General features: G+C 30.0%; 25 protein-coding genes and 1 tRNA gene. 16 read left to right on the forward strand and 10 right to left on the reverse strand.

Annotation, left to right across the window (positions count from 1 at the left end; genetic code table 11):
* Nucleotides 1-61 precede the first annotated feature (61 nt).
* The 5 genes from H0I29_RS02645 to H0I29_RS02665 all read left to right on the forward strand — a co-directional run bounded on the left by H0I29_RS02645 (nucleotide 62) and on the right by H0I29_RS02665 (nucleotide 4,029).
* Nucleotides 62-625 carry a TetR/AcrR family transcriptional regulator gene (locus H0I29_RS02645; RefSeq protein WP_218754321.1) on the forward strand — a complete coding sequence of 188 codons (564 nt, stop codon included), beginning with the start codon at nucleotides 62-64 and terminating at the stop codon, nucleotides 623-625.
* Between the two features lie 53 nt (nucleotides 626-678).
* Nucleotides 679-1,122, forward strand: coding sequence for a cupin domain-containing protein (locus H0I29_RS02650; RefSeq protein ID WP_218754322.1), 444 nt, complete (start codon nucleotides 679-681; stop codon nucleotides 1,120-1,122).
* Nucleotides 1,123-1,145: 23 nt separating this feature from the next.
* Complete coding sequence (locus H0I29_RS02655) at nucleotides 1,146-1,892, forward strand: SDR family NAD(P)-dependent oxidoreductase (protein WP_218754323.1); 747 nt, start codon at nucleotides 1,146-1,148, stop codon at nucleotides 1,890-1,892.
* A 187-nt stretch (nucleotides 1,893-2,079) separates the two neighbouring features.
* Nucleotides 2,080-3,051 carry an alpha/beta fold hydrolase gene (locus H0I29_RS02660; protein WP_218754324.1) on the forward strand — a complete coding sequence of 324 codons (972 nt, stop codon included), beginning with the start codon at nucleotides 2,080-2,082 and terminating at the stop codon, nucleotides 3,049-3,051.
* Between the two features lie 9 nt (nucleotides 3,052-3,060).
* Nucleotides 3,061-4,029 carry an alpha/beta fold hydrolase gene (locus H0I29_RS02665; protein WP_218754325.1) on the forward strand — a complete coding sequence of 323 codons (969 nt, stop codon included), beginning with the start codon at nucleotides 3,061-3,063 and terminating at the stop codon, nucleotides 4,027-4,029.
* 98 nt (nucleotides 4,030-4,127) lie between these two features.
* Here the strand turns inward: H0I29_RS02665 and H0I29_RS02670 are convergent, their stop codons facing one another.
* The 8 genes from H0I29_RS02670 to H0I29_RS02705 form a co-directional block, all read right to left on the reverse strand.
* Nucleotides 4,128-5,306 carry an AIR synthase related protein gene (locus tag H0I29_RS02670; RefSeq protein WP_218755182.1) on the reverse strand — a complete coding sequence of 393 codons (1,179 nt, stop codon included), beginning with the start codon at nucleotides 5,304-5,306 and terminating at the stop codon, nucleotides 4,128-4,130.
* 109 nt (nucleotides 5,307-5,415) lie between these two features.
* Nucleotides 5,416-6,918: a carboxypeptidase regulatory-like domain-containing protein gene (locus H0I29_RS02675; protein ID WP_218754326.1), complete on the reverse strand. Its 1,503-nt coding sequence runs from the start codon at nucleotides 6,916-6,918 to the stop codon at nucleotides 5,416-5,418.
* 18 nt (nucleotides 6,919-6,936) lie between these two features.
* Nucleotides 6,937-8,289, reverse strand: coding sequence for a CsgG/HfaB family protein (locus tag H0I29_RS02680; RefSeq protein ID WP_218754327.1), 1,353 nt, complete (start codon nucleotides 8,287-8,289; stop codon nucleotides 6,937-6,939).
* Between the two features lie 16 nt (nucleotides 8,290-8,305).
* Nucleotides 8,306-8,704: a curli production assembly/transport component CsgF gene (locus H0I29_RS02685; protein ID WP_218731290.1), complete on the reverse strand. Its 399-nt coding sequence runs from the start codon at nucleotides 8,702-8,704 to the stop codon at nucleotides 8,306-8,308.
* A gap of 6 nt (nucleotides 8,705-8,710) precedes the next feature.
* Complete coding sequence (locus tag H0I29_RS02690) at nucleotides 8,711-9,901, reverse strand: CsgE family curli-type amyloid fiber assembly protein (protein WP_218754328.1); 1,191 nt, start codon at nucleotides 9,899-9,901, stop codon at nucleotides 8,711-8,713.
* A 13-nt stretch (nucleotides 9,902-9,914) separates the two neighbouring features.
* The gene (locus H0I29_RS02695) at nucleotides 9,915-10,436 is read right to left on the reverse strand and encodes a hypothetical protein (RefSeq protein ID WP_218754329.1); all 522 of its coding nucleotides are present in this window, start codon (nucleotides 10,434-10,436) and stop codon (nucleotides 9,915-9,917) included.
* Nucleotides 10,437-10,572: 136 nt separating this feature from the next.
* Nucleotides 10,573-12,048 carry a hypothetical protein gene (locus H0I29_RS02700; protein ID WP_218754330.1) on the reverse strand — a complete coding sequence of 492 codons (1,476 nt, stop codon included), beginning with the start codon at nucleotides 12,046-12,048 and terminating at the stop codon, nucleotides 10,573-10,575.
* Nucleotides 12,049-12,479: 431 nt separating this feature from the next.
* Complete coding sequence (locus H0I29_RS02705; RefSeq protein WP_218754331.1) at nucleotides 12,480-14,663, reverse strand: glutamine synthetase III; 2,184 nt, start codon at nucleotides 14,661-14,663, stop codon at nucleotides 12,480-12,482.
* A 166-nt stretch (nucleotides 14,664-14,829) separates the two neighbouring features.
* Between H0I29_RS02705 and H0I29_RS02710 the strand changes: the two genes are divergently transcribed.
* Both H0I29_RS02710 and H0I29_RS02715 read left to right on the forward strand, forming a co-directional pair.
* Nucleotides 14,830-15,846 carry a glutamine synthetase beta-grasp domain-containing protein gene (locus tag H0I29_RS02710; protein WP_218731295.1) on the forward strand — a complete coding sequence of 339 codons (1,017 nt, stop codon included), beginning with the start codon at nucleotides 14,830-14,832 and terminating at the stop codon, nucleotides 15,844-15,846.
* A 233-nt stretch (nucleotides 15,847-16,079) separates the two neighbouring features.
* Complete coding sequence (locus H0I29_RS02715; RefSeq protein ID WP_218754332.1) at nucleotides 16,080-16,370, forward strand: SelT/SelW/SelH family protein; 291 nt, start codon at nucleotides 16,080-16,082, stop codon at nucleotides 16,368-16,370.
* Between the two features lie 40 nt (nucleotides 16,371-16,410).
* Here the strand turns inward: H0I29_RS02715 and H0I29_RS02720 are convergent, their stop codons facing one another.
* Entirely contained in the window at nucleotides 16,411-17,349 is a 939-nt protein-coding gene (locus H0I29_RS02720) for a calcium/sodium antiporter (RefSeq protein WP_218754333.1), read from the reverse strand.
* A gap of 539 nt (nucleotides 17,350-17,888) precedes the next feature.
* On the opposite strand from H0I29_RS02720, the gene H0I29_RS02725 reads away from it, so the two are divergent.
* The 7 genes from H0I29_RS02725 (at nucleotide 17,889) to H0I29_RS02755 (ending at nucleotide 21,663) form a co-directional block, all read left to right on the forward strand.
* Nucleotides 17,889-18,041: an SsrA-binding protein gene (locus H0I29_RS02725; RefSeq protein WP_068451056.1), complete on the forward strand. Its 153-nt coding sequence runs from the start codon at nucleotides 17,889-17,891 to the stop codon at nucleotides 18,039-18,041.
* 12 nt (nucleotides 18,042-18,053) lie between these two features.
* Complete coding sequence (locus H0I29_RS02730) at nucleotides 18,054-18,284, forward strand: DUF2007 domain-containing protein (protein WP_218731298.1); 231 nt, start codon at nucleotides 18,054-18,056, stop codon at nucleotides 18,282-18,284.
* 59 nt (nucleotides 18,285-18,343) lie between these two features.
* Nucleotides 18,344-18,417, forward strand: a tRNA-Arg gene (locus H0I29_RS02735).
* Between the two features lie 392 nt (nucleotides 18,418-18,809).
* Nucleotides 18,810-19,082, forward strand: coding sequence for a DUF4468 domain-containing protein (locus tag H0I29_RS02740; protein WP_218754334.1), 273 nt, complete (start codon nucleotides 18,810-18,812; stop codon nucleotides 19,080-19,082).
* 477 nt (nucleotides 19,083-19,559) lie between these two features.
* The gene (locus H0I29_RS02745; RefSeq protein ID WP_218754335.1) at nucleotides 19,560-20,477 is read left to right on the forward strand and encodes a hypothetical protein; all 918 of its coding nucleotides are present in this window, start codon (nucleotides 19,560-19,562) and stop codon (nucleotides 20,475-20,477) included.
* A gap of 163 nt (nucleotides 20,478-20,640) precedes the next feature.
* Nucleotides 20,641-21,144 carry an energy transducer TonB gene (locus tag H0I29_RS02750; RefSeq protein ID WP_218754336.1) on the forward strand — a complete coding sequence of 168 codons (504 nt, stop codon included), beginning with the start codon at nucleotides 20,641-20,643 and terminating at the stop codon, nucleotides 21,142-21,144.
* A gap of 42 nt (nucleotides 21,145-21,186) precedes the next feature.
* Nucleotides 21,187-21,663, forward strand: coding sequence for a hypothetical protein (locus tag H0I29_RS02755; RefSeq protein WP_091893955.1), 477 nt, complete (start codon nucleotides 21,187-21,189; stop codon nucleotides 21,661-21,663).
* 49 nt (nucleotides 21,664-21,712) lie between these two features.
* Here the strand turns inward: H0I29_RS02755 and H0I29_RS02760 are convergent, their stop codons facing one another.
* Complete coding sequence (locus H0I29_RS02760; RefSeq protein ID WP_218754337.1) at nucleotides 21,713-22,684, reverse strand: IS110 family transposase; 972 nt, start codon at nucleotides 22,682-22,684, stop codon at nucleotides 21,713-21,715.
* A 374-nt stretch (nucleotides 22,685-23,058) separates the two neighbouring features.
* On the opposite strand from H0I29_RS02760, the gene H0I29_RS02765 reads away from it, so the two are divergent.
* Both H0I29_RS02765 and H0I29_RS02770 read left to right on the forward strand, forming a co-directional pair.
* A complete protein-coding gene (locus H0I29_RS02765; protein ID WP_218754338.1) occupies nucleotides 23,059-24,015 on the forward strand; it encodes a hypothetical protein in 957 nt (318 codons plus the stop codon).
* A gap of 169 nt (nucleotides 24,016-24,184) precedes the next feature.
* Nucleotides 24,185-24,889, forward strand: a complete 705-nt coding sequence (locus tag H0I29_RS02770) for a hypothetical protein (RefSeq protein ID WP_218754339.1) — start codon at nucleotides 24,185-24,187, stop codon at nucleotides 24,887-24,889.
* Nucleotides 24,890-24,961 lie beyond the last annotated feature (72 nt).

Raw genomic sequence — 24,961 nt, forward strand, 5'->3', positions numbered from 1 at the left:
TTATTCAATAAAAAAATAGACAGACTTGTCTGTTTTAAGTATTTTATTATATATTTGCAGTATGAAACATAGTGAAGTAAAAAATAGAATTACTGAAACAGCCTCATTTTTATTTTATAAGAATGGGTATAATTCTACAGGTATAAACCAAATTATTGCAGAAACTGGTATTGCTAAGGCCACGCTTTACAATCATTTTAAATCTAAAGAAGAGATTTGTTTGGCCTATCTTCAATTTAAGAATATTAATTTTATTGAAGATTTTGAAAAGTTCACCACATCAAAACCAAAAGGAACAGATCAAATCTTAGCGATATTCGATTTCCTTCGATTATTTTATCAAGATAAAGATTTTAATGGATGTTGGTGTATTAAAACGGTTTCAGAAATACCAAAAGATAATGAGATTATTAGGAATGAAATTCAATCTCAAAAAAACGAGTTTATTGCACTTATAACAAAACTAATTACTAACAATTTAGAGCAAGTTAAAAGAGAACAAGTAAGTTCACTAGCAAGACAAATTTACTTACTTTACGAAAGTGCGGTAGGAGAAAGCCACTTACATCAAAAGGATTGGCCTATTATAGAGGCTAAAAATTTATGTGAAAAAATAATAACTTAAAAAATTTTAACCCATAAAAGACAGACTTGTCTGTCTTTTTACCACAATTCATAATGAAAGAAAACAAAATATCAAGAGAGTATTCAAAGCTAGAATTAGGTGAATTCTCAAATCTCACTGAAAATGTATTTCAACCAAGTCCAGATTTTAAATTAGATGGTAAAAAGTTTGTAAAAGATGAGCTAGGATTAACCAGCTCAGAAATATCATTTAATACAATGGAACCACACACTGCAATTCCACTCCTTCATAAACACAAAGAGAACGAAGAAATATATATCGCCGTTAAAGGGAAAGGTCAATTACTTCTCAATGATAATTATGTAGATCTAAAAGAAGGGACGATTGTAAGAGTTGCAACAGATACAGAAAGGGCTATCAGAAATAATTCGGATGCACCTTTCTCTTTTATCGTAATTCAAGCCAAAGAAAACTCATTCGAAGGAAGCAATGTTTCCGACGGATACTTAATTGAGAAAAAACCAAATTGGAATTAATTAATAATAAAACAATAAATAAAATGAAAGAATTTGCAAACAAAGTAGCCTTAATAATTGGCGGAACAAGTGGTATTGGTAATGCAACAACAAATGCATTATTAGAAGGTGGTGCAACAGTACATGTTGTAGGAAGAGATACGGATAAAATTGCCGATGCAATCAACTTAATTAAACACAAGGCAAACATATCTAACACCACTGAAGTTGATGCTTTAATAGCTAAAATTGATGGTTTAGATAACTTAGATTATTTAGTAAATGCTTCAGGAATTTTTGGTCCTAAACCATTTTTAGATCATACTATGGAAGATTACAATTCTTATCAAGATTTAAACAGAGGCTTCTTTTTTATTACACAGAGCGCTGCTAAAAAAATGAAAGCTACAAATGGAGGGTCTATTGTAAATGTAGGGTCTATGTGGGCAAAACAAGCTATAAAAGCAACACCTTCTTCTGCATATTCTATGCAAAAAGCTGGTTTACATTCCTTAACTCAACATTTAGCAATGGAATTAGCTGAGGATAATATTCGTGTAAATGCGGTATCTCCAGCCCTAGTAAACACGCCTGTGTATCATGGTGTTTTTGGAGGTGAAGAAGCTGCTAAAGAAGCATTGGTTGGCTTTAATGGTTTTCACCCTATAGGTCGTTTTGGAGAATCGGAAGATATTGCTAATAGTATCATTTTCTTATTATCAGACAAAGCTGCCTGGGTAACAGGTGCTATTTGGGATACCGATGGTGGTGTTATGGCTGGTAGAAACTAAAAAAATAAGAAAGAGGCTATCTAAAAAGTAAATTTTTGTCAATCTTAATTTATTTCAGATTATTTCAAACCTGAATATCAACAAATTATGACACTGAAATAAGTTCAGCATGACAAGATTCATTTCTTTTTAGATGACCTCTTCTATTCAATTCTCTCAAAATTAATTTGAGACTTAAATTTAAATTATGAAAAACCTAGTCCTAGCCTTAAGTATCGTTTTACTCTTCAGCTCATGTAAAGAGGAGGTAACATCTGAAATGAATAATGCTTCATTAGCTATTGGTGAAAATCAAAAATCAACCTTAAAATATAAAACATTAGAAGTTAATGGAATTAACATTGCCTATAGAGAAGCAGGAAATATAAATAACCCAACCATTGTTTTACTACATGGTTTTCCTGCATCTTCATATCAATACAGAAAAGTATTAGCGCAATTATCTAACGAGTTTCATTTAATCGCTCCTGACTATCCTGGTTTTGGTAACAGTGATTTTCCAGATGCTGAAACGTTTCAATATACGTTTGATAATATTGCAGTGGTTGTAGATTCATTTTTAGAGCAAAAAAAAATCGATTCTTATGCAATCATGATTCAAGATTATGGTGCTCCTATTGGTTTTAGATTAGCAACAGCGCATCCCGAAAGAATTACAGCAATCATAAACCAAAACGGAAATGCTTATGAAAAAGGTTTAGGTGAAGCTTGGGCTGGAATAAGAGCACTTTGGAAAAATAGAACTAAAGAAACCGAAGATGCTTTATTACCTGCTTTTTCTTTAGAGGGTTTAAAATGGCAATACACACACGGTGTTAGAGATTCTGAGACTGTAGACCCTGATACTTATAATTTAGATTTCTTAAGATTGTCTAGACCAAATGCACATGCCGTAAATTTAGATTTGTTTTATGATTATCAGAATAATGTAAAACTATATCCAAAGTGGCAACAATATTTAAGAGATAATCAGCCACCACTATTAATAGTTTGGGGTAAAAATGATGCCTTTTTTCCTGAAAGTGGTGCCGTAGCATTTAAAAAAGACGTAAAAAACATAGATTACAACATTTACGATACCGGTCATTTTGCTTTAGAAGAAGATGGTGATGCTATTATTGAAAACATTAGAGTTTTCATGAGAAACCTAAATAAATAGAAATACCGTATGAAACAATTTACGTTAATTTTAGTCATCATAGCCTTTTTATTTGGGTGTAAAAATACATCAAAAGAACATGAGAAGCAGTTCTTTTTACCACCAGCTACAACGCATAATTATGCAGAAATTGATAGTATAAAACTATTTTATAGAGAAGCTGGAGATAAAAGTAATCCGACAATTGTGTTGCTACATGGTTACCCTTCTTCATCACATAGTTATAGAAACCTGATTCCTATGTTGGCGACGAATTACCATGTTATTGCTCCAGATAATTTAGGCTCGGGTTATAGCACACATTTAGATCCTGAAACTACAACGTATACGTTTGATTTGTTGGCAACTTATACAGAAAAGCTTATCGATACACTTCAAATTGAAAACTATGTGATGTACATGCAAGATTTTGGTGCTCCTGTTGGATATCGAATGATGACGAAAAATCCAAAACGAATAGAAGCTTTAATTGTTCAGAACGCCAATGCTTATTTGGAAGGTTTAACGCCTAAACGACAAGATTTTTTTAGATCAGCACAAACAGACACCTCGCAGGAAAAGCATGATTTTTTATATAGTTTAACAAGTGAAGATGCTATAATAAACAAGCAATATGTATTTGATTTAGACGCTACAAATATCAATATTCAAAGTCCGGATGCTTGGACACACGATTTAGCATTTCTAAAATCTAAAAAAGACAGAGAAATTCAGGTACAGCTATTTAAAGACTACAACACCAATTTGATTAGATACCCTAAATGGCAAAAAATGTTGAAAGAAAATCAACCAAAAACATTAATTACTTGGGGAAAAAAAGATTTAAAATTTAACGCTAATGGTGCAAAAGCTTATTTAAAAGATTTACCAAATGCTGAATTGCACTTATTGGATGCAGGTCATTTTGCTGCAGAAGAAAAAACAAGAGAAATAGCAAAACTCATTTTAGAGTTTTTGTCTAAAAACGAAATAGAATAAGTAACTACAAAAAACATATTAGTTAACTAAAAACTCCAAATACTTTTAAAAGTATTTGGAGTTTTTAGTTTTATTATAATTTAAGAATGAATTTGTATTTAATATTCAAATACACCATACTCACTTGTAATTGTTAATTTTTTAGTTTCAGAAGCTTCTACTCTACCAACTATTTTTGCATCTACATTAAAAGATTTAGAAATAGCGATGATATCTTCTGCAATTTCTGGAGTTACATAAATTTCCATTCTATGACCACTGTTAAAAACCTGATACATTTCTTTCCAATCTGTTTTAGATTGCTCTTGTATCAATTTGAATAATGGTGGAATTGGAAACATATTGTCTTTTACAATATGTAAATTATCTACAAAGTGTAATATTTTAGTTTGAGCTCCACCAGAACAATGAATCATTCCGTGTACTGTATCCGAAGAAAAATTAGATAATATTTTTTTAATAATTGGCGCATACGTTCTTGTTGGTGACAATACTAATTTACCAGCATCGATAGGAGAATTTTCTACCTTGTCTGTTAATTTTGTATTACCAGAGTACACTAACTCTTCAGGAACAGCAGCATCAAAACTTTCTGGATATTTTTCTGCTAAATATTTATGAAAAACATCGTGTCTTGCTGATGTTAATCCGTTAGACCCCATTCCTCCATTGTATTCAGTTTCGTAACTTGCTTGTCCAAAAGATTCTAAACCAACAATTACATCACCTGCTTTTATGTTTGCGTTATCTACAACATCGGTACGTTTCATTCTTGCCGTTACGGTAGAATCTACAATAATAGTACGAACTAAATCACCAACATCGGCAGTTTCTCCTCCGGTAGAATGAATGGTAACCCCAAAACCTTTTAAGTCTTGGATTAATTCTTCTGTTCCGTTTATAATTGCAGATAAAACTTCTCCAGGAATTTTACTTTTATTTCTACCGATTGTAGAAGACAACATAATATTATCTGTTGCTCCAACACACAATAAATCATCAATATTCATGATTAAAGCATCTTGAGCAATGCCTTTCCATACAGAAATGTCACCCGTTTCTTTCCAATACATGTAGGCTAAAGAAGATTTTGTACCCGCTCCATCCGCATGCATTATTAGACAATAATCATCATCGTTTGTTAAATAATCTGGAACAATTTTACAAAATGCTTTAGGAAACAAGCCTTTGTCTATATTCTTAATTGCATTGTGTACATCTTCTTTTGATGCCGAAACACCTCTTTGTGCGTATCTTTTAGAAACTTCTTGACTCATGTTGTTGTGTTGTTGTTGCTGCAAATTTAACTTTCTTTTATGTGGCATCATAAAAAAACCAAATGATTTTTGATCATTTGGTTCTTTCTTATTTATATTTCAGTTTTAATTACTCCCAATCTGGCATAATTGCTTCTGTAAAAATTTCTTCTCTACGATTATCTCCATCAATTGGAGATGTAAATATTTTCTTTTCCGAAATACCATCGTTAGATGTATTTACATAAATTATTTCAGCCTCATTAGGCGAGAATCTTGGATCTAAATCATTTGTTCCTGGCGGTTTAGAAATAATCATTTCTGTCTCGGTCATTGTAGAAAAATTATACTTAAAAACTTTATTATTCAATCTTCTATAATTTGATGATTGAAAATCACTTACATCTTTAGTATAAATTAATAAGTTACCATCTACAGACAAATTTAAGCCGCCTAAAGCACCAACATTTGCAGAGACAACTGTATTTAGTACATTCCCACTCATATCAATAGTATAAATAGCACCATCATAACCATCAGAATTATTTGTTCTTAACACTATCTTAGTACCGTCATTACTCCAATCACATTCGGTAATTAAGTGTCCATTTGTTGTTTTATATATCATTTGAAGACCACTACCATCTTTATTAATCAGATATAACTTATCAAAACTCGGATAAATAAGTTGATCACCCGTTGTTGACCAAGAGAAATCTACTTCATTCAAATCAAAAGCATTAACAGCGATATCGGAAGTTACTCTTTTTACCTCCGATCCATTTGGTTTCATGGTAAAAATATGGGCCTCATTGTTATACAATCTTAAAAAAGCTATTAAATTTACAGTATTATTTTTTCTAGGTCTCCATGAATTTGAGTTAGATTCTGTTAATTTAATAGTATTAATTTCATTAAAATCTTCATCTAAACTTGATGAATAAATTACATTATTCCCCCCTTCAACCCTAACGTAAGTATACCTATTCTTTGGATCACCCTTAACTGTAAATGAATTTGAAGCACTTAGCACTTCAGAATTTATATTATCTGTTACTGCTACTTGCCAAAAATACTTACCTCCAAATTTTAAATTAGGAACCACATAAGTTGTATCACTAAGATTTTGAACTTGAATTACATTATTATCAAAATCATTTTTAATCTCTAATCTATACGTTAATTCATCATCATCTACACTTAAAGAAGACCAAACCAACTCTACTGAACTATCAATATCTACTGCACCATCAATTGGCAATATTAACACCGGAGTTGTTGGCGGAATATTAAGTGTAGACTCTCCCTGCATTTCAAAGACTATGTTTACTGTAGCATCTACCTCTACAGAAACGGGCTCAAAACTAGTTAAAAAATCTTCTTTTGAAGCTTCAATCGAATATTCATTTACAGGCACTTCTTCATAAAAAAACTCTCCGTTAGCATCTGTAAATGTTGTATTATTTGTTGGAGATAAAGTAATTTTGGCATTCTCTATAGGCTCAAAACTATTAGCTTTTACAACCCTTCCTGTTATTTCGCCAAACTCTACAACACCAAAAGTAGTCTCTTCACCACAACTAAAAATTAAAACTAGAGTTATAAGAACTAATATTTTTTGTAAAATTTTCATACTAATATATTTTGTTTTTTAAAAATAAAAATTAATTCCAGCCCTAACATTCCAAATCTTATCGTTTTTTTCTCCCCTAACCAAAAGATCTAAGTTGTCTGTTGATATAATATTTTGCTCACCTCTTAAAATCAACCCTAATTTATCTGTAACAAAATACTCTAAACCAATACCATATTGATATTTAAAGTAATTATCACTTAAATTTTTAGTTGAAATTGAACCAACACCAATGTATGCATAAGGAGTAATTTTATCATAGGGTAATAAATAGTATTCAAAATTTACATTAGAATCATAAATTCTTTTTTCAAATATGTTTTTATTAGAAAGCGTACTAGAACCTAGTCCTATAGAAAATGCAAACCTAGATTTATTTAACATGAATTTGAGTAACATATCAGCCCCAAAACCAAACTCTGCATCAGAATAATCACCAACAATTTTAGATACTCCCCCCACAAGTCCTACACCTATTTTACCTCGCCTATGCTCTTTTTTTCTATTAAACAACTCTGTTAACTTTGCCTCCTCTTGCTCTTTCTTGTAATTCTTCTTTACAAAATCTACTACTTCTTCACCACCAGCAGGCGCCCAAAACCCATCAATAATACCTTCTATAATTAAATTTTCTACCGCTTTATCTATAGCTTCCTTAACAGCTAATTGAACAGGTTCGTTTTTGGTAAAGCCAACCTCAGATTCTAATAACCTTTGAAACTTAACATACTTAAATAAATTTAGCGCTAATGCCTGAGATAAGATTGTTTTAGATATATATACTGTTTTCAAGATCTTTCCATTAGATGTAGAAACCGCCCTTAAATACACAGTAATTCTGTCTTGCCTATATTCTGTTGAACCGCCAATACCAAGATATCTAGCTCCCGCACCACCAGTAATTATATTTGTATCATAAGATATAACACCTCCTTCTAACAGTACTCCAGCAAATAAAAGAGCAGGCAAATTAGGAGTATTCGTTTGCGCTTTATTATTCTTTGTAAACTCTGCTCTAGTAGACCTTATTATATTTCTTTCATTTAAAAGATTACTAAGGTTCTCTCTTTCTACAACTGTAAACCAATTAGAATCTTCTAAAGCCTTATTTAACATTGTGGTAGCTCCTTGTGAAACTGCAGTACTAAAAGTACTACCATTTTCTATAGCTTTGTATTGACCTGTTTGGTCTTTAAAATTATATACGGCCGCTACTATAGGTTCCTGTGGCAAAGGGAATTTTTTTAACTTCTGAGTTGGCACTGTCGTTTCTCCTAATCTTGCTCGTTCTTGTTCAAAAGGTTGATTATAAAAAGAGCCACAACTAGTAAAGAATAACAGTAGTATAATAGTATATCTATAATTTAACATATAAGTGATTAAGATATTAGTTAGGTACTATAATTTGTGTTTGCTCTCCAGTGTCTGTGTCTAAAATATTAACAACCAAACCTTCTGCAGAGTCATAAATTTCTAAAGCCAAGCTACCAAAAGAGAAATTACCTTCTTTTAAATCTTCCCCTAATTGCGTATTAAACAAAGACCTAGACAACTGACTTAGTATTTGCCTATTTAACGATTCTGAAAACTCAGCTAACGAACCTTCTTCTCCTCCTAGAGCAATACTAGGGTCTTTAAAAGAATTTTGTGCGTTTGCAGAATTTAATAACCATTGATAATTAAACGTTTCACCACCAAAAGCAGGATTTATAGGCTTATAAGAAAGCTGCTGACCTACACATACATATCCGGTTAAGAATAATATAATTAATAAATTTCTTTTCATATCTTTTTAGTAGTATTTAATTGTTTTAGATTCTTTTTCTGAATTTTTAAAGTGCCTATATACTTTAATAATGGCATAATCATTTATTTTTGTTAAATAATCTATACTAGGTCTTACAAAAAACGAAAACACCACATCATCTCCTACAATAACTTCAATTTTGGTATTTCTTCCAATAGCTAAAACTTCTTTAATTTTTACCACCTCATTACCATCAATATTGTTTCTCGTATATAATGAAGAAAATAACTTATAGAAGTCTCTACCTGGTTTTGTTTTAGTATCCTCTACAACAATACCTCTTAACTCTACGCCATCTATAGCTTTTACACTGAGATCTTTTGAAGCTTCTTGCTCTTGCTTTAACTTTTTATCTAATTCTTTTTGCCTATCAACTTCATCTTCAAAACCTTCATTAAACACTATTTTATCTTCTGCGACTAAAATATCATCTAAATTATATATAGAAAGAACAGCTATTTTTTTTTCATTTTCATTTATTTTAATAATCATTGACGATAAAATAACTTTCTCATTTGCAGATAATATAAACCGACTATCTTTTTCTTCTTCTATGTTATTTTCACTTTCGATTGTATTAAAAATGGTAAACTTATATTTTAAACTACTTGTTATTTCTGTTTTATTAAAAACGGTACCGTTAATTATTAATACTCCATTTTTATTCTCTGTGCCAATTTTAGCTTCAAAATCTTCGTTTATTATTGGTGCAGACAATTTTGTTGCCGTATTATTAACCTTATTAGCAATCTCTTGTATCACCCCTATATTATTTTCGTTATCATCATTTAACACAACCCTATCCTTTCCTACAATATCTTGATTGGCATCATAGATTAAAAGAAGAAGAATAACTTTTGTTGATTTATTAAAATTTAATGAAGTTGAGGATAAATCTTTTTCTTGATTTGGACCTACAGTAAATAAACCAGATTGTTTATTATTAGATTTATTTTTATTAGAATCTGTTTTAAATACCGATAATTTATAACTTAATTTTTTTGTTATCGATGTTTTATTAAGTGCAATTCCAGTTACTTTTAGATTACCACTTTCTTCTTTAATTAACAGCTTTGCTTCCACCTCTGTATTATAAGTCTGAGAATAAGCTCCAATAATTGTTAAAAGAAATACAATAATTGTTGCTATTATTATTTTTATTCTAAATAAAAACATAACATTTTTGTTTTTAAAAATTTCTTATAATAATACTTTGATTTTGACCCTGCATTGATACTTTCATTTTTTCTGATAAAGAATTAGATCCATGCATTGTTAAGTTTTGATTATCCCCTGTTTGATTAATTTCTGTATTCCTTACGTCTGATTTTAGTAAGTTATAATCTAAAAATGTATTATTATCCCCTATTTGTACTACCGTTTCCGTTAATTTAACACTATTTAATTCTAAAAAAGCGTTGTTTTGATCACCTTTTTGCACAATAACGATATTACTCTCTAATGTTTTTACATTACTTCTTAAATTATTATTATCACCTACTTGTAATACATAAACAGAATTACTATCTGTAGTTAAGTTTTCACTTCCAACATTACGTTGATTTAGTAAAAAATTTTCTTGAGAAGTTTGTGTGTTAAAACTAGAAATTCTAAGTGAAGTATCATCTTTAGCTTTAAAAGTTTGAGCAAAAATTATATTGCCTAAAAACAGCGTTGTAAAAACTATTAAAATTTTAAAAATTGCTTTCATAACTTATATTTTATTATATTTTCAAGTATACCTAAATTACAAAGTAAATTTGTTTTTAAAAAGTATAAGAGCACACGCTATGCTATGCTATGCTATGCTCTTATACCTTATAATATCAAATTATAACAGTTTTATATTAGTCATTTTGTGACACAATAGATATATTACCATTACCAATTTGGTCTACATCACTTACATGAGTACTTCCTCCTTGTCCAACAAAGCTATAATTACTGTTTCCTTGCTGTAAAACATCACTCATATTACCTGTTCCTAATTGAAGTACATCACTCATATTACCCATTCCATCTTGAGTTACTTTAGAGTCATTTGAATTCCCCCATTGCCACACAAAACTTGAATTATTGTCTCCATCTTGATCTACATTAGATACATTATCATCTCCCCATTGGTAAACACTAGAAGAATTAGTATCACCAAATTGATCAACCGTACTACTATTTCTATCACCCATTTGGTCAACTGTAGTCATATTAGTTAAACCTATTTGAACACCCCAAGAATAGTTATTGTCTCCTGTCTGGTCCACATCACTGGTGTTAGCTGTACCATCTTGCCCAACAAAAGTATAGTTGCTATCTCCTACTTGATCAATCGTACTTACATGATCGTTTCCTCCAGCAAAATAACCTTGTAAAGTAATAGTTTGATTACCATTACCTGTAGAGTTTACATCACTAGAATTATTCATTCCATTTTGCTCAGCATAGGCAAAATTACCATCTCCAATTTGAAAAACATTAGATGTGTTATCATCTCCAATTTGTCCTACATAAGAGTAATTAATATTCCCTTGCTGATCTACTTCAGAAAAATTACCATCTCCATCTTGATCTACATCAGAAGTATTTAAAGTTCCTTGTTGTGCAGTATCCGCAAAGTTTCCATTTCCATCTGAAGTTATATCACTATTATTTCCATTCCCCCCCTGGTAAGTACGAGCAATATTAGAATCACCCATTTGATCTACATCAGAATCATTAGAATCTCCTATTTGATTCACAGACGAATCATTCATGTTACCTTGCTGGTTAGTATCTGCCATATTGAAGTCTCCATCTTGACTTATACCACTTACGTTGTCATCACCAACTTGGTTTACAAAAGCATCATTATCGTTACTCTGTTGACCTGATGTTGCACTTCGTTGATTAACAACAGAACCATTATCAGTACCATCTTGATTTACTGTAGCTTCATTTCTATTTCCTATACGAGAAATAGTACCTCCACTATTTACCAAACCTTGGTTTACTCTAGATGTATTCCAATTTCCATTCTGATCAACATCTGCATCATTTCCATCTCCTGCTTGATTTACCTGAGATCCGTTTCCACGTCCAAGAGAATTTACATCAGATGCATTTGAATCTCCATGTTGTATAACATTAGACCTATTTAAATCACCAATTTGATTAACAATAGAACCATTAAAATCACCTAAAGACACAACTTTAGAGTCGTTTGTCAGTCCAATCTGTGTTACTGTAGAGTTATTTGTATTTCCTGTTTGATTAACAGAACTTGTATTAGATTGAGCATAGAATGCTCCTGTAGCTAAACACATAGCCATTATTACTAATTTTTTCATGATAAATAATTTAAAATACGTTAGTTAAAAATTAAGCATATCAAAATCTATTCGATATAAATTGAATATGATATACTACAATAAATTTTTAGGGGTAATTAAAATTATTAGGGATAAAATGTTAAGTTATTAAGGATAACTTTTCATTTTCAGTCAACTCTTAAAAGTAAAGAATTGTTGTAAACTATATAGCTTGATCGATTCTGTGTTTAAACAAGTCAAATATAGAAAATTATTTATCTAATTCCAAAATAAAATAAAAAACACAAACAAAACAAAACAACAAACACCTGTAAATCAATTACTTACATGTGTTGAATGTAAAAAAAATAAACAAAAACAGGGGAAAACACCTATAAAAAAAAGGTTAAAAATGAATAATTATCATTTTTAACCCTTTCTTTTTAAGATATAACTAATTTACCTATCGTTTAATTAGTAAATAACAACTCTCTATACTTTGTAAGTGGCCATAAATTATCATCTACCAAGGTTTCTAGTTGGTCACAATGATATCTTATATCTACAAAAAAAGGTTTTATTTTGTTACTGTATTGTTCCGCTAATTTAAAACCTAAATGTTTATTAGCTTTCACTTTTTCTGCTTCCAATTTTACTACCAAAGCATTAATTTTAGTAATATGTTTAGAAATTAACATAACTAGCTCAATTTGCTCTTTTGCTATATTTTTATACTCATCACCAAAAATTTCTTTTAAGTTCTTAGTATTCTCCAATAAAGTATTCTGATAAATTATTGCAGTAGGCACTACTTGATTTCTTGCAATATCAGCCAAAACACGTCCTTCTATTTGCACCTTTTTAGCGTACGATTCTAAATCAATTTCATAACGAGCTTCTAATTCTACTTTACTCATTACCTCCATTTCTTCAAACAAAGAAATTGTTTTCTCAGAAACTTTTACTTTTAAAGCTTCTGGAGTTGTTTTATAATTAGTTAAGCCTCTTTTCTTAGCTTCCTTTTCCCAAGCTTCACCATAGCTATCTCCATCAAAACGAATTGCCTTAGAGTCTTTTATATATTCTCTTAGTATATTAAAAACAGCTTCATCTTTTTTAAGATCCTTTTCCTCTATTAGAGCATCTACCTCAACTTTAAACTCTTTTAATTGTTTTGCAACAATAGTATTTAAAACAGTCATTGGTATTGCACAATTTGCTAAAGAACCAACAGCTCTAAACTCAAATTTATTTCCTGTGAATGCAAACGGAGAAGTTCTATTCCTATCCGTATTATCTAATAAAATTTCGGGAATTTTACCAATAATATTTAGTTTTAAATCGGTTTTTTCTTGCGGTGAAAGCTTTCCTTTAGTTACATTTTCTAATTCATCTAAAACTGCTGATAGTTGACTACCAATAAACACAGAAATAATTGCAGGTGGTGCTTCATTAGCGCCTAATCTATATTCATTACTTGCAGACGCAATAGAAGCTCTCAGTAACTCTTCGTATTGATACACTGCTTTAATGGTATTGATAAAAAAGGTAAGAAATTGTAAGTTCTTCATTGGAGTTTTACCCGGACTTAGCAAATTAGTTCCGTTACCGGTAGACAAAGACCAATTGTTGTGCTTACCAGACCCGTTTATACCTGCAAATGGTTTTTCATGCAACAACACTTTAAAATGATGTCTTCTTGATATTTTTTGCATCACATCCATTATTAATGAATTATGATCCACCGCTAAATTAGCTTCTTCATAAATTGGTGCAATCTCAAACTGATTTGGAGCAACCTCATTATGTCTGGTTTTTACAGGAATCCCTAACAACATACATTCTTGTTCTAAATCTTGCATAAAACTCATAGCCCTTGCAGGAATGGTTCCAAAATAATGATCATCAAGTTGTTGTCCTTTAGCAGGCGAATGCCCTAATAAAGTTCTACCCGTAAATTGTATATCCTGTCTTGCGAGTACTAAAGCCTCGTCAATTAGAAAAAATTCTTGTTCCCAACCAAGTGTTGCACTTACTTTATTTGCATTCTTATCAAAATATTTACAAACAGCAGTAGCATGTGTATCTATAGCTTGTAGCGCTCTTAACAAAGGCGTCTTATTATCTAAAGCCTCCCCAGTATAAGCTACAAAAATAGTTGGAATACAAAGTGTTGTTTCATAAATAAAAGCAGGAGAAGTTGGGTCCCAAGCCGTATAACCACGAGCTTCAAACATATTTCTAATTCCTCCATTAGGAAAACTAGATGCATCTGGCTCTTGCTGAACCAATTGTTCTCCATCAAATTTTTCCATTGCAAGACTGCCATTTATAGACTCAAAAAAGGCATCATGTTTTTCTGCTGTAGCACCTGTAAGTGGCTGAAACCAATGTGTATAATGAGTAGCCCCTTTAGACATTGCCCAATCTTTCATACTTACCGCAACTTGATCTGCAATTTTTCTATCTATTTTAGTTCCATGATCAATTGCATTCATCACACTTTCGTATGCAGCACGTGTAAGATACTGTTGCATAGCATATTTATTAAATACATTCCGACCAAAAAGAGCTGATCTTTTTTCATTCTGAACTACTTTTATAGGACTTCTACGTAGTGTTTCTTGCAATGCATTAAATCTAATCCTTGACATATTAGTAATATTTTCTACTTATTTTTAACTTTATACAAATATACCCTTTCAAATTTAGGGATAAAATTATTTTTTAGCTATTTTAAATATTTTACCCCTAATTTTTTTGATATCTAATGAAAATATTTGATTTTTGTAGGACGAACATCACATAAACACATATATTATGGCAAAAATTAAATTAGAATACATTTGGTTAGATGGTTATTATCCAACTCAGAACATGAGAAGTAAAACCAAAGTTGAGGAGCATGAAGATTTTAAAGGAACAGTTGAAGAATTGGGACTTTGGTCTTTTGACGGTTCTTCTACAAAACAAGCTTCTGGAGGAGCATCTGACTGTATTTTAAAACCTGTTGCTATTTATCCAGATCCAAATCGTATTAACGGTTGGTTGGTAATGAATGAAGTAATGAATGCAGACGGAACTCCACACGAATCTAATGCACGTGCTACTATTGAAGATGATGATAACGATTTCTGGTTCGGTTTTGAACAAGAATACTTTATTATGAATACAAGTACAGGATTGCCTTTAGGATTTCCAAGAGGTGGTTACCCTGCTCCACAAGGACAATACTACTGTTCTGTAGGAGGTTTATATACACATGGTCGTGATTTAGTGGAAGAGCATGCAGATTTATGTATAGATGCAGGCTTAAACTTTGAAGGAATTAACCAAGAGGTTGCTTCTGGACAATGGGAATACCAATTATTTGCAAAAGGCGCAAAGAAAGCAGGAGATGAAATCTGGATATCTAGATATTTATTAGATCGTTTAACTGAAGGAAAAGGAATGTACATTGAGTACCACCCAAAACCATTAGGAGACACTGATTGGAATGGTTCTGGAATGCACGCTAACTTCTCTAACTCTATTTTAAGAGAATGTGGCTCTAAAGATAAGTATATCGAAATTTGTGAAGCTTTCCGCCCAGTAGTAAAAGAACATATTGAAATTTATGGTGAGTTTAACGACCAACGTTTAACTGGTAAGCATGAAACTGCTGCAATTACAGACTTCTCTTGGGGAGTTTCAGATAGAGGTGCATCAATTCGTATTCCAATTATCGTTGTAGAAAAAGGATACAAAGGATGGTTAGAAGACCGTCGTCCATCTTCAAACGCAGATCCATATAAAGTAGCTGCTAGAATTATTAAAACTGTTAAACCAGTTAAATAATTACGAATAGTATAAAATATTAAAAAGCACTTACAGCAATGTAGGTGCTTTTTTTATATAATTATTTTGGGCGTTACCAAAGGTCGGGCTATCCGTTATATCTTTTTAAATTTTTCAGCTATCGCAAAATTAAAAAAGGATACCACTTCTATCCCTAACGCAAAAAAAAAGTAACTTTAAAAACAAAAAGTTCAGTACTTTTAAATACTATTTTAAACAATTACATTTAAATTATGAAAAACAATATAAAAATAGAATACTGCACACAATGCGGCTGGTTATTACGCGCCTCTTGGATGAGTCAAGAACTATTAACCACTTTTACAGAAGAAATTACAGAACTTACCTTAAAACCCTGTACCGGAGGTATTTTTAATATTACCGCAAACAACCAATTGGTTTGGTCTAGAAAAGAAGAAAATGGTTTTCCAGAGATTACAGAGTTAAAACGACGTATTAGAGATGTTATCGCTCCAGAAAAGAACTTAGGACATATCGACAGAAAAAAAACGCCAACAAATTAATGTTAGCTTTTTTTTATATCTAATTTTAGATACCTTCTATTTAAAGAACTAAATAAATAAACAATACATACCCTAAAAATAAAAAAACTCCTTTAAACCTATTTAAAATAAACTTCTTAGGTAAAAATACTAACAATAATAAAGCAGCAGCAAACCCTAACATCCAAAAAATATCTCTAGATAAAATCTGGGCTTCCGTAACAGGTATTTCTTTAATAATAGCTGTTAACCCCAATACAGAAGCTATATTAAAAATATTAGAACCAATTAGGTTTCCCAAAGAAATTGCTTTCTCACCCTTCATAGCAGCAATAACAGAAGCAGCCAACTCAGGTACACTAGTTCCAATAGCAATCATTGTAATAGAAATAACACCTTCACTAATTCCCATATTCTGGGCAATATCTTTTGCACCGTTCACTAAAAATTCCGATCCAAAATAAAGAGAAACACCTCCTATTAATAACCATCCAAATATTTTACCATAACCTATAGAAGCCAAAGCATCATCTACCTCTTCTACATCCACATCTTCTTTTCTCGCACTTCTTATCAATACAAATAGAAAAGCAGCCAACCCTACTAAGAGAATAACACCTTCTAACTGTGTTAAAACACTGTCGTTCCATAAAAAGTAATACAAAACTAAAGAGAAAAGCATCATTACAGGCCAATTAAGCTTATAAAAGTCTTTACTAACCGCAATAGGTCCAATTAAAGCTGTAATACCTAAAACCAACCCAATATTAGCAATATTAGAACCTATAACATTGTTTAAAGCAATAGCTGGTGAACCATCTAAAGCAGCTTGTAAACTAACTAATAATTCTGGCGCAGAAGTGGCAAAAGAAACCACCGTCATACCAATTACCATTTTAGATATACTTAACTTAAAAGATAAACCGATAGACGATCTTACCAAGAACTCACCACCAACAACTAATAAGATTAATCCAATAATAACATAAAAAATACTCATCAATTTTATTTTTTGCGAAGATACATTTTTATCACTTTAAGAAGAGAATAAAAAATGAAAAGCCAAAAAGTATTCATTTTAAAAATATATTCCCCTTTACTTTAAAAAAAAGCACAAATCTCCCCCTTTAAAACCTAACATATTTTTATAAAAACAACATATTATAATTGCAATAAACAACAAAAATAAAGCAAACCTAATTACACATTAATACACATAACACAATTTTAGTTATAAATAAAAAATCAATTTGATTAATAAGTAATAGTTCTCTTGGAAACAAGCCTACAGTGGTTATATATTGATAAAACAATTTCGAAATTGACCTAAATTACTAACCTTAAAACCCAAACTATTATGATTCTTATTATAACTAAATTTATTAAAGACCTGTCTGATATTATATTTCTAATTTTATTATAACAAAAAAATAACAGAACTATAAATGAAGAGAGAAAAAAGTAGCTTATCTTTAAACAACTCAATCTTTAAACGCTGAGTTGTTTATTTTAGTAAATTTGAAAGCTAATTTACAACTCATGAAAAAACAAGTTTTTAAAACACTTGCAAAGATTAATAAATTAATTTTACCTTCCTTTACAAAAAAAGGATTGGATATCTCTAAAGCATCTAAAATTCAATTAGCTATTATTGGATGGAGAGCTTTTATAACTAAAAATTCATTAACCTAAAAAAACAATATTATGTCAGAAGATTATACAAAAGTATTTACTGATAACTCTATATTAGTAAACAGATTAAAATACTTATTAGACGAAGCAAACATCGAATCTAAAATCATTGATCGTGTGGAGTCTGGAAGATTGGCTGGTTTTGGAGTACCTACAAATTCTGTAGAATTATTTGTACTAAATAACAACCTAGAAAAAGCGCAATCTATTGTCGATTTATTTAAAACTGAAATAAATTCATAAAAAAACTAGAATTATCTTTCTAATTTAAAAAAAGGACACTATATTTGCACCCGCTTAACGGCCATGTGGCGCAACTGAATAGCGCACTTGATTACGGCTCAAGAGGTTGCAGGTTTGAATCCTGCCATGGTCACTTAAAAACCAGCACTTTACAACGTTTTTGTAAAGGCTGGTTTTTTTATTTGCCCACAATTTGCCCACAAAACAAGAATTAAATTCCCTTTATATTTCTTTAAAAAAGTACTTCTAAACCTTTTTGCTTATTAATAATGGACTAAAGACATTATTATAGCTTATTAAAACTAACTCTTTTTTGATAAAATTACTTTATCCAATCCCAATAACTCACAAAATCATAACTTAATTTTCATCAATAATAAGGAAGAAGAAAAACGAGTTCAGAACATTTAATTAATATCAATTAGAAAATAAGATTTTAACACAGTAACTTTATTAATTACAATCTTTATATCCTACGGAACCGCAAGAACCGACATAGCATCTCCCGAACCAGAAACAAAGAACGTGGAAACAAAATCTGATAAAAACTATAACTTTATCAAAGCCAATGAATGGATGGTTCAAACATTTAATAATGCAAAAAGCGTTATTCAGTTTAAAGATAAAGAAGCTGGAATTGTAAAAGGTAAATACGTAATGAAAGAAGGAATTATCAGCACAGGCCCTTATACTCAAAGTACACCAACCTTTTTCTCTGTTATAACAATTAGAGTAAAAAATAAAGCTTCAAGAATAGAGTTTGACAAAAACTTTATAAACCATGCTATTTTGATCTAATTTATATAAAATCGTGTACGTTTTCGTGTACTTTGATTAATAATTAATTTAAATAACAAACAAATTTGAGTGACCCAAGAATAAAAGCTAAAGAATTTTTTAAAATTATATTATAATAATACTACTCATTTTAATAAATATGAAAATAAATTCAAATAGCAACAATTTTAAAATCTTAAACAAAAAACTACAACAAGAAAAAACAAAAAAAAGCACCAAAAATGAAATAGTATATGAACAATAAAAAATAATCTAAGTCATTAATTCCTAACATTTTTTTCATTAAATTTAAATTCTAAAATAAAGAATGAATATCTTTCTTAAGAAAGTCCTGTTTTCTATAAAACTTCAGAATCATTTTTTTTAAATATTAATTCTAAACAAGCGTGATAATAAAAAGTAAAAACTTTTATTATCCGGAATATTTAAACGGATAATCAATATATTTGATTGTATATAACCAGTTGGCATTAATTTATGAGCTACAGTAAGAAACGAATAGAGTACAATAATAAATGGCCAAATGAAGTCATAATTTTTTCTGCACAAAAAGCATTTTTAGAATTATTAAATGACAAAGGAATTATAAATATTTTACGTCCAATTAAGCTTCCTTTAATTGAAAATTATGAATTCCAAAGACTTTTATCTTTTAAAATTGATATATACGAACAACTTCCTAACAGACCAGACATTGGATTTGATTTAGCTTGGAGAACTTTTGAGGCATACTCAACTTACATTGCTAAAAAATCAAATTGGTCAGTTTCCAAAACTTGGAAAATAACTAACAAAATTTCAGAAGATTTTTTTATAAACCAATACAATAATAATTCAGAATTAAATAGTGCTTTTAAGGAATTGACAAAAGCTGTTCCTTTACAAGCAACTGAATACTTGATTAAAAAGTTATTTGAAGAAGAATCTTCTGCTATAAAATCGCAACAAAGGCAGATAACCGACAGAGTTAAAGATTGTATAGGAAATGAATTATTTGATGCAATTGAAAAGAAATACGGAGATTTAAATGCGGATACACAAAGAAGAGCTGGTATGTTATTGCAAATTCTTCTTTCTGGGAGAGAAATTGAGTTAAAAGAAAAAAAATATCAATTATCTCAATTACAGATTATAAAATTACTCATAAACGGAATTTTATATACTTATAGGAATGAACGTTTCCACGGAGATGCTTTTTCACCTTTTAAAAGTAGTATGACAAAAATAAAGACTTATGCTCATTCATATTATTTACTTATATCTACATACTTTTTTATCAGTCAATTGATTTACAAGGACTATCCTAACTTAATTGAATTAAGTGAAATTGCTAAATCTCTGAATGAAAACACAGTAAGATATAATTTAGTATTTGAAAAACATATAAAAAAATAAAAACTAATGCCAACACCGTATATAATTTATTGCTGGCTTATTGCTTACTTACGAAAGTCCTCGCGGACTTTCTTTGTCCGTAATTATTTACTAAATTAATTGCTTGAAACACGCAACAAATCATATACAACAACGTTGGGCATAATTTAAGAAAAATCCGAAATTGAATAGAATAATAGGAATTATATTGACTTTTTTACTTCTAAGTTCCTGTATGAATTTGGAAAAAAAAGTGACGAAAAAAAATACTGCAAGTAAAAATGAACTAACTCAAGCGAAATTTAAAAAAGTGGAATCTAAAAACTCTCTAAACTTGGAATATCAGCTTTTGGGAGAAAATAATGAACAAATAAAATTTTCGAGCTTAACAAAAATGGCTGAATTTCCAGGCGGTTTTGACTCGCTTACTGTTTTTATCCAGAGAAATTTAGAACTTCCAAAAGGAGATTATAAGGAAATAGAAGGAAAAGTAAAATCAACTTTTATTATTGACACTCTTGGAAAAGTAGTTGACATAAATATTGTTGAAAAATTGGAAAAAAATTATGATTATGCTTCGTATGAAGTAATATCTAAAATTCCAGATTGGAAACCAGCAGAAATTGAAAACGGAAAAAAAGTTAGAATAAAAATTCTAATCCCATTCAAATTTATTTTAGAAAAGTAAAAACAACGCCTAAAAATATTTGGCAATAATTATCGAAATTAAATGGAACAAATAAGAAATTATAATCTAGAAGAATTTAAAAAACTTCTTCTAAATCATTTCAAGGAAATTTATGATTTAGAATTATTAATCCTTAAAGGACATATAATTACTGAATTTACAATTAACTGTTACCTAGAAAATTTATCAAATAGTTTAGACGCAAATTTTTTCAAAGAAAGATATAATCATAGTCTAAAAATAGGAATGATTGAACATTTTGGAAAATTTGGTGGTAGAACTTTAGAAATAGTAAAATCTCTTCGATTATTAAATAAAATAAGAAACGGAATTGCACATACATTGACCGTTAACGAACAACTAATTCAAGAATATGTCAATTCTGTTAGTCAAATTGCAAGTGAGGATTTTATTAATCCTGATTATGAGATAAGATTAAAATTTTCAATGGCAACTGGTTATTTATGTGGTGAAATATTTGGAGAATATTATGAACAAAGGGAAAAAAAAGAGGAATAAAAAAACTATGCCCAACAAAGTACTGTGGTAAAAAACAAGTAAAAACTCATTAATTTTTCACTAAAACACTTCTATAATTATTATCATAAGTTAGTCCGGATTTAGCAATAGCAAAAGCCTGTTTTAGTAGCTTATTACAAACCGCTATTAAGGCTAGTTTTTTGCTCTTTCCTTTAGCGACTATTCTATCATAAATTGCTTTGCAAGCATGGTTATATTTACAGGCATTAAAACTGCACATAAATAGTAAATTCCGAAGTTTTTGATTTCCTATTTTACTAATTCGAGGACGTCCTTTTACACTACTTCCACTTTGTCGTATTAAGGGAGTTAAACCTGCATAACTACAAAGTTCACTTCCACTTGTAAAGCGATCAAAACCATCCGTTAGAACAACTAGCATTAGAGAGGTTTTAGGACCTATTCCTGGAATGCTTTTTAAATCTGTTAAAAGTTTCTGGTGGACTTCTTTTACTAAAAACAACAATTTATCTTCTATCGTTTTCATATCTTTCTGGAGTTCTTTTAAAATTCGTTTTAAAGAACTCACAACAGATTTACTAGGAATCCCTAAAACAGTTTCTCCATGTATTTTATTCTTAAGCATAGTGCTTTGTTTTGTATACGTAGAAAGGAGTCTAATCATTTGAAGGCATTCTAATTGATGTTTTGAATTACCTTTCCATAACTTTAACTCAACTTGTTTAGCATACTCACAAATTAACTTAGAATCGCTTTTATCTGTCTTTATTTTAGACAGTTTCATCTGAATAAACCGCTTTACAGATAAAGGATTCTCTACGGAAACTTTAACACCTTGTTCTTGCAAATAATAGGCTAACTGGTAGTGATAATAGCCCGTAGCTTCCATCACACAATGACTATTTACATCTAGTAGTTTTACGAACTTTTTAAAGCCTGAAATGCTATTTTTAAATTGGTAATAATTACCTAAAGAATCGGTAACATCAAAAACTAAATGACTGATGTCAAGTCCAAAATATTTTATATCTTTATTCATAGGAAAATGTTTTTTGAAAGGACATACTACGCGAGTTTCAACGACTTAAAATCGAGGTCTAAAAGCCTCATAGAACTGTACGAAATCTGTGTAGAAAAGAGAGGGGATTTTCAATGTTGACGAGATCTGTAGTCTCTCCGTATATAATAACCTTACTCCTCTCTTTTGTGCTTTCTGATTTATATGCTTAAATTTAGTCTTTTATTATAAAATGCTAACTTAAGCCGTATAAAAAAAATTGCTAAATTGGTGCTTAATCAAAGGCAGTTGCATTTTTGCCAACTTCTGAATTTCCGTTGGAAATTCCTCGCTGTCAAAACCGCAACTTTCCTTATACAACAACGTTAGCTGTAATAAAATTGAACCGATAAAAAATGACAATAAAAGAAGCTATTTTACAAAGTTTGAGTGATATAAAAAGTTTGACAATTTCAAATCAAGTTTGTAAACATATAATTAAGAATAATTACTATGATTTTGGAGATGCAAAAACACCTCCAGCAACAGTTTCAGCTTTATTAGGAGATTTTATTAGAAATGGAGATTCAAGAGTAAAAAGAATAAAAGGAAAAAACGGAACATTTTCTTATTATTTGACAAAAAATGAACCTGAAATTGGAATTGAAGTCCTTACACAAACAGAACCAACAGTAAAACGAATCGACAAACAAAATTCATACGCTGAAAGAGATTTACATTTGCTATTAAGTACTTATTTGAAAAGTAATAATATTTATTCTAAAACAATATTTCACGAACAATCGAAAAATAGTAAGGATAATCACCAAAAATGGATTCATCCAGATTTAGTTGGAATAAGTTTTTTAAATCTTCAATCAAAAGCAAGTCAAACACTTTTAAAAGCAGTCAACAGAGCTGATATTTTTAAAATTACATCTTACGAAGTTAAAAAAGAAATAAACACAGATTACGAACTGAAAAAAACGTTCTTTCAAGCAGTTTCGAATTCAAGTTGGGCGAATTATGGTTATTTAGTTGCTTTTGAAATTGCAGACAGTTTAAATGAGGAAATGGAAAGATTAAACCAATCTTTTGGAATTGGAATAATAGAATTGAAACACAATCCATATGAAAGTAAAGTTCTATTTCCCTCAAAGTATAAAGAATTAGATTTTAAAACAATTGACAAACTTTGCAAAATAAATTCAGATTTTGAAAAATTTATAATACAAACAGAAAAACTTTTAACTGCAAATGAAAAATACAGTGAATCCACGGAAAAAGAACTCGATGGATTTTGTGACAATTATTTTAAAAACGATTCTGAAATAGAAAAATATTGTAAAGAAAAGAACATTCCGAATGAATAAATTACTACAGCTAACACCGTGTAAAAAAAATTACTTATTTTTAGCTTAATCAAAGTTAGTTGCATTTTTGTAAACTCCTATTTTCCTGCGGAAAATAGCCGTTCACTTTAAACGTAACTTTCCTTAACACAACAACGTTACCTACCATTAAAAAACAACGTGTTAAATAATGAATATTGATAGACCTTTTAATATTGACTTGAAAATCAATGAAAACATAGGGATTTTTTCTTTCCCAAAAAATGTTATGAAAAAAGATGAGTTGGTAGATATTTGGATAGCGCCAACTATAGTCAAAATGGAAATTAATAAAGACACAAAAAAACCAATATTACCAATTGATGTCGAAATGATTAATGAGGAACTTTATAGAAAATATAATCAATTTACTTACAGTACAGGAAAACTTAATCGATTAGCCGAATTGATTTTAGACAAATTAAAAAGGACTGTTGAGCTTTATTTAAATCTGAATGACAGTGATGAGCTTGTTGAAAGGAATAAAAAATGTAGAAAGTCAAAAGATATAATTTCAAAAAAAGACAAATCATTTGAGCAACTAAGAAGTATATTTAGTTGTATTATAAAAACCGATAAAGAGTTTCGTCAGTTTCCAGAGTTAGATAATCAAGAAAAATGTTCGGAATTCAGTACAATATTTGCTAATTATATAATTGATAGAAATTGTTATGTTCACGGAATTTTATATTTTTTGTATCCGACCTTCGAACCAATTATGAAGGTTAAAATACCAAATGAAGAGGAGAAATATGTTGGAATAACAGAAAAAGTGTTAAGAGATAATTTACTTACATACCAAAAAATAAATACTTTATTAAGTGAAATTAATGAAGTATGGCAAGAAAAACGGTAGGTAACAATGTGTATAATTAATGCGGGGTTTAGTGTTTAATTCAAAGTTTTGTGTATTTTTATAAAGTCCGTC

Origin of the sequence: Polaribacter sp. R2A056_3_33 (assembly GCF_019278485.1) — a bacterium.
Taxonomy (GTDB): Bacteria; Bacteroidota; Bacteroidia; order Flavobacteriales; family Flavobacteriaceae; genus Polaribacter.

Excerpts from the sequence above, each read along its gene's own strand:
- H0I29_RS02685 (WP_218731290.1), bottom strand. The coding sequence starts at position 8,704 with ATGAAAAGAAATTTATTAATTATATTATTCTTAACCGGATATGTATGT.
- H0I29_RS02730 (WP_218731298.1), top strand. The coding sequence starts at position 18,054 with ATGTCAGAAGATTATACAAAAGTATTTACTGATAACTCTATATTAGTA.
- H0I29_RS02695 (WP_218754329.1), bottom strand. The coding sequence starts at position 10,436 with ATGAAAGCAATTTTTAAAATTTTAATAGTTTTTACAACGCTGTTTTTA.
- H0I29_RS02700 (WP_218754330.1), bottom strand. The coding sequence starts at position 12,048 with ATGAAAAAATTAGTAATAATGGCTATGTGTTTAGCTACAGGAGCATTC.
- H0I29_RS02770 (WP_218754339.1), top strand. The coding sequence starts at position 24,185 with ATGAATATTGATAGACCTTTTAATATTGACTTGAAAATCAATGAAAAC.
- H0I29_RS02690 (WP_218754328.1), bottom strand. The coding sequence starts at position 9,901 with ATGTTTTTATTTAGAATAAAAATAATAATAGCAACAATTATTGTATTT.
- H0I29_RS02715 (WP_218754332.1), top strand. The coding sequence starts at position 16,080 with ATGAAAAACAATATAAAAATAGAATACTGCACACAATGCGGCTGGTTA.
- H0I29_RS02660 (WP_218754324.1), top strand. The coding sequence starts at position 2,080 with ATGAAAAACCTAGTCCTAGCCTTAAGTATCGTTTTACTCTTCAGCTCA.
- H0I29_RS02760 (WP_218754337.1), bottom strand. The coding sequence starts at position 22,684 with ATGAATAAAGATATAAAATATTTTGGACTTGACATCAGTCATTTAGTT.
- H0I29_RS02675 (WP_218754326.1), bottom strand. The coding sequence starts at position 6,918 with ATGAAAATTTTACAAAAAATATTAGTTCTTATAACTCTAGTTTTAATT.
- H0I29_RS02765 (WP_218754338.1), top strand. The coding sequence starts at position 23,059 with ATGACAATAAAAGAAGCTATTTTACAAAGTTTGAGTGATATAAAAAGT.
- H0I29_RS02705 (WP_218754331.1), bottom strand. The coding sequence starts at position 14,663 with ATGTCAAGGATTAGATTTAATGCATTGCAAGAAACACTACGTAGAAGT.
- H0I29_RS02665 (WP_218754325.1), top strand. The coding sequence starts at position 3,061 with ATGAAACAATTTACGTTAATTTTAGTCATCATAGCCTTTTTATTTGGG.
- H0I29_RS02650 (WP_218754322.1), top strand. The coding sequence starts at position 679 with ATGAAAGAAAACAAAATATCAAGAGAGTATTCAAAGCTAGAATTAGGT.
- H0I29_RS02720 (WP_218754333.1), bottom strand. The coding sequence starts at position 17,349 with ATGAGTATTTTTTATGTTATTATTGGATTAATCTTATTAGTTGTTGGT.
- H0I29_RS02680 (WP_218754327.1), bottom strand. The coding sequence starts at position 8,289 with ATGTTAAATTATAGATATACTATTATACTACTGTTATTCTTTACTAGT.
- H0I29_RS02670 (WP_218755182.1), bottom strand. The coding sequence starts at position 5,306 with ATGAGTCAAGAAGTTTCTAAAAGATACGCACAAAGAGGTGTTTCGGCA.
- H0I29_RS02745 (WP_218754335.1), top strand. The coding sequence starts at position 19,560 with ATGAGCTACAGTAAGAAACGAATAGAGTACAATAATAAATGGCCAAAT.
- H0I29_RS02710 (WP_218731295.1), top strand. The coding sequence starts at position 14,830 with ATGGCAAAAATTAAATTAGAATACATTTGGTTAGATGGTTATTATCCA.
- H0I29_RS02725 (WP_068451056.1), top strand. The coding sequence starts at position 17,889 with ATGAAAAAACAAGTTTTTAAAACACTTGCAAAGATTAATAAATTAATT.
- H0I29_RS02755 (WP_091893955.1), top strand. The coding sequence starts at position 21,187 with ATGGAACAAATAAGAAATTATAATCTAGAAGAATTTAAAAAACTTCTT.
- H0I29_RS02645 (WP_218754321.1), top strand. The coding sequence starts at position 62 with ATGAAACATAGTGAAGTAAAAAATAGAATTACTGAAACAGCCTCATTT.
- H0I29_RS02655 (WP_218754323.1), top strand. The coding sequence starts at position 1,146 with ATGAAAGAATTTGCAAACAAAGTAGCCTTAATAATTGGCGGAACAAGT.